The sequence below is a fragment of the Photorhabdus caribbeanensis genome (assembly GCF_018448885.1).
Taxonomy (GTDB): Bacteria; Pseudomonadota; Gammaproteobacteria; order Enterobacterales; family Enterobacteriaceae; genus Photorhabdus; species Photorhabdus caribbeanensis.
Window position 1 is genome coordinate 18,196 of record NZ_RCWB01000027.1, and the last position, 12,845, is coordinate 31,040.

General features: G+C 39.9%; 10 protein-coding genes. 2 read left to right on the top strand and 8 right to left on the bottom strand.

The window, feature by feature from the left end; all coding sequences use genetic code 11:
- The first annotated feature begins 21 nt into the window (after positions 1–21).
- Positions 22–1,239: an MFS transporter gene (locus EAE90_RS16555; protein WP_214054403.1), complete on the top strand. Its 1,218-nt coding sequence runs from the start codon at positions 22–24 to the stop codon at positions 1,237–1,239.
- 241 nt (positions 1,240–1,480) lie between these two features.
- A complete protein-coding gene (gene ybaL / locus EAE90_RS16560) occupies positions 1,481–3,187 on the top strand; it encodes a YbaL family putative K(+) efflux transporter (protein WP_214054404.1) in 1,707 nt (568 codons plus the stop codon).
- Positions 3,188–3,402: 215 nt separating this feature from the next.
- Here the strand turns inward: ybaL and EAE90_RS16565 are convergent, their stop codons facing one another.
- From EAE90_RS16565 to EAE90_RS16600, 8 genes are all read right to left on the bottom strand, one after another.
- Positions 3,403–4,014, bottom strand: coding sequence for a LysE family translocator (locus EAE90_RS16565; RefSeq protein ID WP_214054405.1), 612 nt, complete (start codon positions 4,012–4,014; stop codon positions 3,403–3,405).
- Between the two features lie 1,052 nt (positions 4,015–5,066).
- A complete protein-coding gene (locus EAE90_RS16570) occupies positions 5,067–6,377 on the bottom strand; it encodes an inosine/guanosine kinase (RefSeq protein ID WP_214054406.1) in 1,311 nt (436 codons plus the stop codon).
- A 114-nt stretch (positions 6,378–6,491) separates the two neighbouring features.
- Positions 6,492–7,595 carry an LPS O-antigen length regulator Wzz(fepE) gene (wzz(fepE), locus tag EAE90_RS16575; RefSeq protein ID WP_214054407.1) on the bottom strand — a complete coding sequence of 368 codons (1,104 nt, stop codon included), beginning with the start codon at positions 7,593–7,595 and terminating at the stop codon, positions 6,492–6,494.
- 178 nt (positions 7,596–7,773) lie between these two features.
- Positions 7,774–8,751 (bottom strand): ferrochelatase, encoded by a 978-nt coding sequence (gene hemH / locus EAE90_RS16580; RefSeq protein WP_214054408.1) that lies wholly within the window; start codon positions 8,749–8,751, stop codon positions 7,774–7,776.
- 176 nt (positions 8,752–8,927) lie between these two features.
- The gene (gene adk, locus EAE90_RS16585; protein ID WP_214054409.1) at positions 8,928–9,572 is read right to left on the bottom strand and encodes an adenylate kinase; all 645 of its coding nucleotides are present in this window, start codon (positions 9,570–9,572) and stop codon (positions 8,928–8,930) included.
- Between the two features lie 184 nt (positions 9,573–9,756).
- Positions 9,757–11,649, bottom strand: coding sequence for a molecular chaperone HtpG (gene htpG / locus EAE90_RS16590; RefSeq protein ID WP_214054440.1), 1,893 nt, complete (start codon positions 11,647–11,649; stop codon positions 9,757–9,759).
- 257 nt (positions 11,650–11,906) lie between these two features.
- The gene (gene recR, locus EAE90_RS16595; RefSeq protein ID WP_214054410.1) at positions 11,907–12,512 is read right to left on the bottom strand and encodes a recombination mediator RecR; all 606 of its coding nucleotides are present in this window, start codon (positions 12,510–12,512) and stop codon (positions 11,907–11,909) included.
- Entirely contained in the window at positions 12,512–12,841 is a 330-nt protein-coding gene (locus tag EAE90_RS16600) for a YbaB/EbfC family nucleoid-associated protein (RefSeq protein WP_214054411.1), read from the bottom strand. The genes recR and EAE90_RS16600 overlap by 1 nt, the downstream gene beginning before the upstream one ends.
- Positions 12,842–12,845 lie beyond the last annotated feature (4 nt).

Sequence of the window (12,845 nt, forward strand, 5' to 3'; positions counted from 1 at the left end):
TAAGATAAGTTGGCTGCGAATATGAGTGAACAGAGCAATACCACTGTAGTCCCATCTTCCATAGGAAAAACCAGGAATACTGTTTTTACTATTCTTGGTGCAATCAGTGTTTCACACTTATTGAACGATATGATCCAATCGCTGATTCTGGCGATTTATCCTTTACTACAATTAGAATTCAACCTAAATTTTGTGCAAATCGGTATGATCACACTAACCTATCAGATTACCGCCTCTTTATTACAACCACTGATAGGTCTTTATACTGATAAACATCCACAACCCTATTCATTACCTATTGGAATGAGTTTCACTTTATCCGGTCTATTACTGCTGGCTTACGCCAACAATTTCCCATTAATTCTATTAGCATCTGCATTAATTGGAACAGGCTCTGCGGTATTCCACCCGGAATCGTCGCGCGTAGCACGTATGGCATCCGGTGGTCGCCACGGATTAGCTCAATCTCTTTTTCAAGTCGGCGGTAATTTTGGCAGCGCCCTTGGGCCTTTGCTCGCTGCTGTGTTTATTGCTCCCTATGGCAGAGGCAACGTTGGCTGGTTCTCTCTGGCGGCATTACTCGGTATCATCATGCTGCTACAGATCAGTAAATGGTATAATGCTCAAAATTACATCAAGAAAAATCAAGCCAAAACTGACCTCGCCGTCAAAGTTTTATCAAGAAAAACCGTGATAGGTTCCTTAGTTATTTTACTCATCTTAATATTTTCCAAATATTTTTATCTCACTAGTATCAGTAGCTATTATACTTTTTACTTAATACACAAATTTGACATTTCCGTACAAAGCGCCCAGTTTCATCTGTTTATTTTTTTATTCGCAGTTGCAGCCGGAACCATTATTGGCGGACCGATTGGTGACAGGATCGGCAGAAAGTACGTTATCTGGATATCTATCCTCGGAGTTGCGCCTTTTACATTAGTTCTGCCTTACGCTTCTCTGTACTGGACAAGTATTCTATCAGTGATTATTGGTGTGGTTCTGGCATCTGCGTTCTCTGCAATCCTGGTATACGCTCAGGAACTTATTCCAGGTAAAACCGGGATGGTATCCGGCCTGTTTTTTGGCCTGGCTTTTGGTATGGGAGGTATTGGCGCAGCGGTACTTGGTGATATTGCGGACAGAACAAGTATTGAACTGGTTTATCAGATTTGTGCTTTTCTGCCGTTACTCGGCATATTTACCGCTTTATTACCTAATATAGAAGATAAGAACTAGAAAAATCATCATAAAACCCCACGTAAAAGTTACTTTTTATGTGGGAATAGTGCTTATTTACCTCATAAATATTCAAATAGAGCAACACAAATCCCTGTTACGGGTAATTTAATCCTTTCAATCCATATTTTTTGATGTTTTATTCATTTTTTTAGCGAATTTACCTCGAATTATCTATAAAATAAAGTTACACCTACCTCTTCACTATGCTATTTACTAGCCTCAGCAAGAAGGAGTCTTAATGGAGCACTCGACACCACTTATCACCACTATCGTTGGCGGATTCTTTATCGCTTATCTGCTTGGTATGCTGGCACAACGCCTGAAAATCTCACCGCTGGTTGGTTATCTTACTGCGGGAGTACTCGCTGGTCCTTTCACTCCTGGTTTTGTCGCTGATGCATCACTGGCCCCCGAGCTGGCAGAAATTGGTGTCATCTTATTGATGTTTGGTGTCGGACTGCATTTTTCACTCAAAGATCTGCTAGCCGTAAAATCCATTGCTATCCCCGGCGCTATTGCACAAATACTGGTCGCAACCCTACTCGGAGTAGGGCTATCAGCAATATTGGGTTGGGAACTATTTAGCGGTATCGTCTTTGGCCTCTGTCTATCAACCGCCAGTACCGTTGTTTTGTTACGAGCGTTAGAAGAGCGCCAACTGATCGATAGCCAACGAGGTCAAATAGCTATTGGCTGGTTGATTGTTGAAGATCTGGCGATGGTGCTGACGCTGGTCTTACTGCCCGCGGCTGCCGGTATTCTTGGTAATAAAGAAGCCAATATCGGGCAGTTAGTTATGGAACTCGCCATGACCGTCGGCAAAGTTATCGCTTTTATCCTGCTGATGATTGTCGTTGGCCGCCGTCTAATTCCGTGGGTGCTGGCAAAAACCGCGAGTACCGGCTCCAGAGAGCTATTTACCCTTGCCGTACTGGTTATCGCCTTGGGTATCGCTTACGGTGCTGTTGCTCTGTTTGATGCCTCATTCGCATTGGGTGCATTCTTCGCCGGTATGGTATTAAACGAATCAGAACTAAGCCACCGTGCCGCCCAGGATACGCTGCCACTTAGAGATGCTTTCGCCGTATTGTTCTTCGTTTCTGTCGGCATGCTGTTCGATCCAATGGTCCTCATTCAACAACCACTATCGATATTGGCAACGTTGGCAATCATTATTATTGGCAAGTCCGCGGCTGCAATGTTACTCGTAAAGATGTTCGGCCACTCACGCCGGACCGCGTTGACAATTTCAGTCAGTCTGGCGCAAATCGGTGAATTTGCCTTTATTCTGGCTGGTCTCGGAGTCGCACTCGGCCTGCTTGATGCCAATGCCCGTAACCTTGTTCTGGCTGGCGCGATTGTTTCTATCATGCTAAACCCAATTCTATTTAGCTTGTTGGACCGCTATCTGGAAAAAACAGAAACTATTGAGGAACAGTTACTAGAAGAAACGCTGGAGGAAGAGACGCAAATTCCTGTCGATATCTGCGGTCACACTATCGTTGTCGGTTACGGACGTATCGGCAGCTTACTATGCCAACGCTTGCAGGAAAAAGAGATTCCTCTGGTTGTTATTGAAAACACCAGAGCCAAATTTGAGGAACTCGGTGAACAAGGTATCAGTGCAGTCATGGGTAATGCTGCCAGTAAAGATATTATGTCACTGGCACGCTTGGATTGCGCTTGTTCCCTCTTACTGACCATTCCTAATGGCTATGAAGCAGGTGAGATTGTCGCTAGTGCAAGAGAAGCACGCCCAGATATTAATATCATTGTCCGAGCTGACTATGACGATGAAGTTGCCTATATTACGGAGCGTGGAGCTAGCCACGTTATTATTGGCGAGCATGAAATTGCCAAAACAATGGCAAGTGTATTAGCCAACAGTAAGCAAGGCTATCCGACTGAGCCTCCCCCTGCGTCGCCTTTTTTGCCATTAATTTGAGAAAATGCGACTGTTGATGGAATAATTCCCTATTCGTTACCGAATAGGGTTTTTCTTCTATTTTATAGTGAACCATATGAAGCGTTCTTATCACTTAAAGTACCAGTAATAAGAACGGCTCAGAGGAAACAAAGCTTTCAGTTACAGTATCGAGCTACTCAATTCTGTACAGCAAAAATTAATCGAAAAGTCGTAATATCAAACATTTCATTACGTCAAAGATATAAAACACCTTTCATTGACGAGTAAAACATTGAAACTGAGAAAACACATAACACTAAAGAAGCAAGACGATAAAACAAATCAGGTTTTAAACTCCCTTTTCCCAGTTTTCCTGCATATAGCATTTTCCCAACCCCCACCCAAATTAAAGAAACAGGCAATAACGCGCAAACAAAAACCGCCATGCATGGAATGTATTCTGACCACAAAGTAAATGCAGTAAGAGGAAATATATATGTAGCAAACACAAAAGCCTTGGGATTCAGCAACGTGGCAAATAATACCGTGACAAAATGGATTTTCGCCACATTCTTGTCTAATGAGAAATGCCAAACTTTAAAAGCCAGAAAAGCAATGTATGTCGAAGCACAAACTTTTAAGACGACGAGTGACCATACAAAAGCATGAGAGAGTGTAGATAAAAATAACCCCCACAAACTAATTGCTGTTATATAACCTAATGCCTCAGCTAATATCAGCCTGAGTGTACTAATAAAACCATGTGAATATCCAGATGATACCAAAAGAGTATTGGTTGGTCCCGGCATAATTAAGACCATACTCACCATACTGGCAATTCTTATATAATCGTAGTAACTATTCATAGTATCCTCAATGGCTGTTATAGATAATAATTAATTATTTGAAATATAATAGGAAATTTTTAATAAAAAATTTCATCACGTTCCTCCATTTCTTTAAATTAGCAATAATAAGTTATAGTCATTAAATACTATGACTTTCATTTAATATCTATTAGCTGCGTATTTTCTTTAAATGTTAGTAGTCTCAATAACTCCAATTCAATAATAAAAGATACAAAAAACCAATCCTAATATAGGCCACAAAATCAAATAATTACAGTAAACAAAAGGTATTTCAATAAATGATCCTTCTAAGTTATTAATAATCGATAAAATTTCGCTATCGGAATTAGTATCAGAAAACACTAACTCACATATCAATACTATACAAAAAAATATGAAACTCCGTATCAGCCTAGGGGCTATTTCTAGAATATAGCAGCACCAATCCATATATAACTAATATCATTTCTATATATGGTCGATATCATTTCAATATATAAAGAATATCATTTCAATACACAGTTAGTATCATTTCAGTATATTACTAATAAAAGAGTATCCTCTAGCCAATCATCTTGATTATAATTATTAAAATCAACAACTGAAAAATCAGTTCCAAGATTTTTAAAAATTGTGATTTTAGTCCAAATTCATCCTCCATCTGATCCCTCATAAAATAAATAGAAAAATTAGAGAAACCATTAAATCAGCACGAGTCTGACTGATAACTTTAGCGATATCTAGGTATATTACAAATGTGCCACCATGCGTAATTATCATATATAAAACAATAATATAAATTGAAAGCAAAAAACAAACAGAAAACTTCATTTGCATATTTTTGCTATCTGAGTGATATAAATATTCCATTCCAGAATATTTTTTACATATTATGTGAATTTATTCAAGCAGATATGAAATAAGAAAAAATATTTTTTCTTTTATCAATGCAACAAAAAATCATTATTCTTAATAAAATAAACTTTAATTATCATTCATAATCTTAATAAATGATTTTATACCTAAATTTCGGCGCCGAAATAAATTAATACGGCGCCAAAATTTTAGAATTATCGTTCCCAATAAGACTCTTCTAAACTATCTTCTTTTTCAGGTAAACCACGACTTAATCGTGGGGAATGCTGACTCAATACCTGATAGCTAACTCTGTTTGCATATTTACAAACCTGGGCAAGTGATGAATATGTCAGATAAGTACGGATATGTTTACTGGAATTAGGCACATTCATTCTGTGGTGACTGTTGGCCGTTATATCATGCAGTAAAGCAGATAAAGCACCATCACCTGCCCCATTGGTATTCATGATCTTTTCCGGCCCCCCCATATAAGGTTCAATATGGGAATAAACTTTCATTGGGATTTGGCAATCAGATTTACGCATAGCGCGGCTGAATTCATAACGGTTAAATTCAGCAATAGCCCCCGGTAGCAATGGATGAGTTGTCTGGCGCGTGTAATCCTTTTCCGTATAACCTGCCATATATAGTCCAGCCGGACCAGCAGTACACAAAACTAAATCGACCCAATCTAACGCCATATCCGAAGCTAATAGCGGATCACTGCAACCCGTAAGCTCATAAGCCTCATCTTCATTCATTGCCAGAACAGAAATATTCTCAACTAAAAAGTCACGCCACCATTGTGGATTATCAGCAATAACATATTTTGTCCCCATCGTCAAAACGACGGGTACGCTATGCTTTTTCGCATATTCAATGGCCTTCATAGTCGCTTCTGGCATTGGTTCTCCCGGTTTACAACGAACCAAGTAAGCGGTCAATACCAAAGCAGAAGCTTCAGCAATGATCTTCTCAGGAATACTCTCCGGTTTAAGTTGATTCATTTGCCCAGGACTGATGGCAAAAGTGCGCTCACCATTTTCCGTTACTAGCGTAAAACAGCGACCAATTGCTCCGTTCACACCTTGTAAATAATTCAGATCGGTACGGCTAGATGTGTTACATAAGTAGCGGTAAGCATAGCTGCCAATCTGAATATTACTACACATAGTACCCAGTAAAACGGAACGATCATCGGCAAGAACCGAGTAATTATGTAAAGTATTACCAATAGTGCCGCCAGCAAATTCGTGGCTAATAAGATTATTATCAGTAAGTTCTTTATACAGGGTTTCAGCCACATCATCTTCAATAACTAATGAATGTCCTTGGCTGAGGTTATAGCGCTGGATAAAATCTTCATCTACTTTCGCCTCAATATCCACTAATATCTGATCGATACCAACGATATAAGCTCGGTTATTCTCCCCATCCATCATCTCTTTAATTGGTTGGAGTAAAGGATCACGCAGACTGACGGGAAAATAGTGTTTTGATTTACGTTTACCAGGGAATTTCATTTTTGATTGATGCTATGACGCCAAAAGATGCAGCATATTAGCACAATAAAAACTAACAGGCAGCAAATGTCACTACGACATTTACTGCCAGGGACATTTACTACCAGGAAAGTACTAAGCCGCTTGCTGACGACTACGTACCATATGACGAATCAGAACAAACACTACAGCCAAGATCAACCCAAAGAAAGCACTGCCTATTAAAATAAGTAGACGTTTCGGTGAATCTTTCGCCGTTGGCTCATAAGGAGCCTGCATATACCTGAATGGTTGGTAATTAACTTTGTCTATTGTAAGTGATTTCAACTTATTTATATAAAACAATCTATTACGTAAATCAGCGTCAATCAAAGCTGGATCTTTGATCTCTTCCGTAATTTGCAGCTTACGCTGTAATGCATCAGCCCCCAAAGCAATGGAATAATCTGGATCGTCTTTGATCATCGCCCCTTCACTGGAAATAGGTTTTTTTATTCCTGCCGAATTAGCGATAGATAATGCATATTTCAATCGCTCAATATTGGCTTCCTGTATATTATTTACACGTTTTAAATCAACATCATATAAACCTTTAGAGTAAGCAAGCTTTTGTTGCACCATATCGCTTAATTCACTCTCCACCTGTTTATGGACAACAGACGATACATAGTCAATATAACCATTCAACAGATTATATGCATCCTCTGCGGTTTCAGCACTGAAAGTCAATTTAATTTCACCATTTTCATCATCTTTTTCTACTTTCGAAGAAGATGAAATATTATCATTCACAATCTTTTCAATAAGTTTTCTTTCTGTAAGCGGTGAATGATCACCTGATTTAGCGACCAGATTTTTAAAGTATTCCGTTTTAATCAGATATTCTTCACGTAAAACCCGTGAATTAAAATTATTTAAAAAACTATTATACAGTGACGACGAAGTTACTGATGGTTGTAAACTTAAAACCTCGAACTTAGTCAGGATATTTTTAAGTGGCTGTATCTCTTCAAGTTGAGGTTTAACAATAGAAGCTGAACTGCTCCACTTTTGTGGCATCAAAGATGCTACCGCAAAGCCAATAACAGCAAAAAGAATAGTAACAGCAATAATCAATAACTTTGATTGAAATAAAACAGAGAATAACTCAAACAAATCAATTTCGTCATCTTGTTTTGAATTGTAATAATTAAAATATTCTTCACTGAAATTAGTGCCTTTAATCGGTTTATTACTCATTATTTATATCCAAATTCAAATATGCTGTTACTAATCGATATACAAAACATCATCCCACTAGCCCATAGGTTAATTTCCATTTACTCTGAAATAAGTATGGCATTTCTACCAGGCTAGCATCCGTGTAGCAATATACCCTAAAAAACCAATGAACCCTAATGATAGATTAATCCTATCACTATTCATTTCTGTTTCTGACAAACCCGTTGACCAACGTTTCAAGGAGTAAAATGTGACTAGTATTGTCGTTAAGCGCAGGAATATATTCGAATTTTTCTCCACCAGCACTAAGAAATATCTCTTTATTTAGCTGTTTTATCTCTTCCAAAGTTTCCAGACAATCAGACGAAAAACCGGGGCAAATCACCTGAATATGTTTTATTCCCTGATTAGGCAGGGATTTCACTGTTTGATCCATGTATGGCGTCAACCATTGTTCACGACCAAAACGCGACTGATAAGCCACCATTACCCGCTCCGCTGGATAATTAATTGCTTGCTTTAGTAAGCGTGTTGTTAAATTACACTGCTCTGCATAAATATCACCCGTATCAACATAACGCTGCGGAATACCATGGTAGGAAAACAATAATCTGTCTGGTTGACCATGCTTATCGAAACTCTGCTCAATAGTCTCTTTCAGTGCAGAAATATAAGCCGGATGATCAGCATAATTACGAATAAAGTGAATCCCAGGAATGGTGCGGTATTTTTGCAATACCCGACTGATACCATCAAATACAGCCGCAGATGAGGAGCTGGAATATTGGGGATAAAGCGGCAAAACAATCAATTGTTCAACATTCTGCTTAAGTAAGTTGTCAATCGCTTGCTCAAGAGATGGAGAGCCATAATTCATTCCCAGTTCAACAGGGATGTCAGCAAGTTTTTCTGCCAGTAATTTCTGTTGCCGACGGCCATATACTAACAGAGGAGAACCTTCATCAGTCCAAATTTTCTGATATAACTTTGCTACACGTGAAGAACGTAAAGGCAAAACAAAACCATATAATATTGGCTTCCAGATAAATCGAGATAAGTCTACGACTCTTTTGTCGCTCAGAAACTCGGCTAAATAACGTCTTATAGCCGCAGTTGTTGGCTTATCAGGAGTACCAAGATTAACTAATAAAACACCATATTTACCGTTGTTCATTATGTCGATCCTTAATTGTTTCGATGGTGAAAACCCTAGCATAATAAAGTACAGATGAAAATCATGTTTATATACGAAAACAATGAGGAAAAACCGACTAATTTACCTGATACAGTAAATAAATAATATAAGATAAGGCGACTTATTAGTCGCCTTCTAAGAATCATTCAGGTTGATTAATCCAAAATTTTAGATAATTCTTCACTAATCTCAGATACCTTACGAGTACCATCAATTCTAAAATATTTGGTATAATCTGCCGCTGCTTCTTTTTGATAGTAGGATACTAAAGGTGCTGTCTGTTGATGGTATTCAACTAAACGTTTACGCACGATATCTTCGTTATCGTCTTTACGGATGGTCAATTCTTCACCCGTAACATCATCCTTGTTTTCCACTGCCGGCGGATTAAATTTGATGTGATAAACACGGCCAGATGGCGCATGTATACGGCGCCCAATGATACGTTCAATAATCAGTTCATCGGGAACATCGAATTCCAAAACATAATCAATATTAATCCCCGCTTCTTTCATTGCATCAGCTTGGGGAATCGTACGGGGGAACCCATCCAACAAGAAACCATTGCGGCAGTCATCTTGTTTGATGCGCTCTTTGACCAAAGCAATAACCAGTTCATCAGTAACCAGCTTACCATGATCCATCAGCGCTTTCGCTTTTAAACCCAATTCTGTGCCAGCCTTAACCGCAGTACGCAACATATCGCCAGTAGAAATTTGAGGGATCCCATATTTCTCTACGATAAATTGCGCCTGAGTCCCTTTACCGGCGCCCGGAGCGCCCAGCAGAATAATACGCATTGCGTAAATCCCCTTGCTAGTTAGTTTTTATATTTTAAGAAAACGAATCACCATACCATTTAGCATGGGGTTCGCTCAAGGAAACCAGTAAACGATTTCGTGATATTTTTCTGTAAAAATAAACCACGCCCCATCTTATTATTAGAGGCGTGGTTTACAATCGTTATCAAGAAATATAGTTAAATCAAGCTTTTTCAGACAATAACAGCTGATTCATACGGCGAATAAACTGATTTGGGTCTTCCAATGTACCACGCTCAGCAAACAGCGCCTGATCAAGCAACAGTTCAATCCAATCCGCAAATTGAGCCTCATCACTGATATCCGCAGCCAGTTTTACCAACTGATGCTCAGGATTCAGTTCAAAATTGTACTTAACATCCGGCACTTGTTGACCAGCCGCAGCAAACAATTTCGCCATCTGCGTGCTCATTTCATCCGCATTTGTGGTCACAATTGCTGGAGTATCCGTCAGACGGTGGGTCAATTTAACCTCTTTTACTCGCTCACCTAGCAATGTTTTCACACGCTCAACAAACGGCTCCAACTGCTTTTCAATTTCTTCCTGTCCGGCTTTGTTTTCATCTGCCAGTTTATCCAGGGATTCATCAGCTTTACTGACTGACTGGAATTTTTTACCATCAAAATCAGTGAGGTATCCCATCATCCATTCATCAATGCGCTCTGACAGCAACAGAACTTCAATACCTTTCTTGCGGAACAGCTCCAAATGAGGACTGTTTTTCGCCGCAGCATAACTGTCTGCGGTGATGTAGTAGATCTTATCCTGACCTTCGGTCATCCTACTAACATACTCTTCCAAAGAAACTGTTTGTGCCGAGCTGTCATTATGAGTAGAAGCAAAACGCAGCAATTTAGCGATAGTTTCTTTGTTGGTACTATCCTCCGCCGGACCTTCTTTCATTACCAGACCAAACTGTTGCCAGAATTGCTGGTATTTTTCTGCATCATCTTTCGCCAGTTTATCCAGCATCTGTAATGCACGTTTGGTTAATGCATTACGTAAATTACGGGTAATAGAATTATCTTGTAAAATTTCACGGGAAACGTTCAGCGGCAAGTCGTTGGAGTCAATCAGACCGCGGACAAAGCGTAAATAGTTCGGCATAAACTGTTCCGCATCATCCATAATGAATACACGCTGGACATACAATTTCAGCCCGTGCTTATGCTCACGGTTCCACATATCCCACGGAGCCTGAGATGGAATATAGAGCATGCTAGTATATTCCTGTTTACCTTCTACACGGTTATGGCTCCAGATCAGCGGATCAGAAAAATCATGAGAAACATGTTTGTAGAACTCTTTGTACTCTTCATCTGTAATTTCAGATTTACCACGAGTCCATAAAGCTTGAGCTTTATTAATCTTCTCCCAAGTTACTGTATCCTCTTCACCCTCTTCTTCGCTCTTATTTTTGGTTTCAATTTCAACCGGCAAAGCAATATGGTCAGAGTATTTACTGATAACAGAACGCAAACGCCAGTCATTCAGGAATTCATCTTCTCCTTCACGTAAATGAAGGGTGATCTCTGTACCGCGCGTCTCTTTTTCAATATCAGCAATCGTGTAATCGCCTTCTCCGGCAGATTCCCAAAATACGCCCTGATCAATTGAAGCTCCAGCGGCACGAGTACGTACAGTGACTTTATCAGACACAATAAATGCAGAGTAAAACCCAACACCAAACTGGCCAATTAACTGGCTGTCTTTAGCCTGATCTGAACCAATAGATTCCAGAAAAGCTTTTGTTCCTGATTTAGCGATGGTTCCAAGATTATCGATGACTTCATCACGAGTCATACCAATGCCATTATCACTAATTGTGATGCTTCTCTTTTCTTTATCAAAAGAAAGACGAACGCGCAGTTCACCATCATTTTCATAAAGTTCTGGAGCAGATAATGCACGGAAACGTAATTTGTCAGCAGCATCGGAAGCGTTTGAGATTAGTTCACGAAGGAAAATCTCTTTATTGGAATAGAGTGAATGGATCATTAATTGCAGAAGTTGTTTTACTTCAGACTGAAATCCACGGGTTTCTTGACCTTTCATACTCATTTATTACCTCAATCTAAATCCAGTTCAGACAGACAAAATCAGACGATGATATGCAGATGGGGATAAAGAAGTTGAATTTCAAGTTTGGTTATCTAAAAGAATTATGAAGTCACTTTTGATCATAGCAAAATAAACTAAAAGGCATGCGCCACATAAATGTAGCGCCTCAAAACCCTTACGATTTACTCTAACCTGGCTACAACACTATTCGGCCAAAACCTCGGTCAAAACCGTAAAGCACTAACAGAAAATCAATAAGTAATCTTCTGCCGCCCGGCAATTGAATGTGACAGTGTTGTACCATCTACCATCTCAAGTTCACCACCAACTGGTACGCCATGAGCAATACGACTTGCTGTCACACCGTACTGAGCGCATATCTCTGCGATATAATTGGCAGTGGCCTCTCCCTCCACTGTCGGATTAGTCGCCAGAATCACCTCTGAAATCTCTTCAATGGCGAGACGATCCTCAAGACGATCTAAACCAATATCCATTGGACCAATGCCATCTAATGGAGATAAATGCCCCATCAATACAAAGTAACGCCCGGCAAACTGCCCGGTTTGTTCAATAGCATGGATATCCGCAGGGCTTTCAACCACACAGATTTGACCATTTTGTTGACGGCGTGGATTAGCACAAATCGTGCACTGTTCCTGTTCGGTAAAAGTCCGGCAATATTTGCAGTGTCCAATTTCTGACATCGCTCTTGTCAATGCCTGAGCTAAACGCATTCCACCACTGCGATCACGCTGTAGCAGATGAAAAGCCATCCGCTGTGCAGACTTAGGGCCAACCCCTGGTAAGCAGCGTAATGCTTCCATCAAGGATTCAAGGAGAGGACTGGTTTGCATCAGAATGGCATCTTAAAGCCTGGCGGCAGTTGCATCCCACTGGAAATACTCGCCATTTTCTCTTTCTGAGTCTCTTCAATACGACGAGCTGCGTCATTGAATGCAGCAGCAATCAGGTCTTCCAGCATCTCTTTATCATCTTCCATCAGGCTTGGATCGATCTCAACACGACGGCAATTATGAGCGCCATTGATAGTCACTTTAACCAGACCTGCACCCGATTCACCCGTCACTTCCAGATTGGCGATCTCTTCTTGCATTTTCTGCATTTTGTCCTGCATTTGCTGGGCCTGTTTCATCAAATTGCCCAAACCACCTTTACCAAACATAGAT

Coding starts and splice junctions, on each gene's coding strand:
- hemH (WP_214054408.1), bottom strand. CDS start 8,751: ATGAACAACGGTAAATATGGTGTTTTATTAGTTAATCTTGGTACTCCT.
- ybaL (WP_214054404.1), top strand. CDS start 1,481: ATGGAGCACTCGACACCACTTATCACCACTATCGTTGGCGGATTCTTT.
- htpG (WP_214054440.1), bottom strand. CDS start 11,649: ATGAAAGGTCAAGAAACCCGTGGATTTCAGTCTGAAGTAAAACAACTT.
- EAE90_RS16555 (WP_214054403.1), top strand. CDS start 22: ATGAGTGAACAGAGCAATACCACTGTAGTCCCATCTTCCATAGGAAAA.
- EAE90_RS16600 (WP_214054411.1), bottom strand. CDS start 12,841: ATGTTTGGTAAAGGTGGTTTGGGCAATTTGATGAAACAGGCCCAGCAA.
- EAE90_RS16565 (WP_214054405.1), bottom strand. CDS start 4,014: ATGAATAGTTACTACGATTATATAAGAATTGCCAGTATGGTGAGTATG.
- adk (WP_214054409.1), bottom strand. CDS start 9,572: ATGCGTATTATTCTGCTGGGCGCTCCGGGCGCCGGTAAAGGGACTCAG.
- recR (WP_214054410.1), bottom strand. CDS start 12,512: ATGCAAACCAGTCCTCTCCTTGAATCCTTGATGGAAGCATTACGCTGC.
- EAE90_RS16570 (WP_214054406.1), bottom strand. CDS start 6,377: ATGAAATTCCCTGGTAAACGTAAATCAAAACACTATTTTCCCGTCAGT.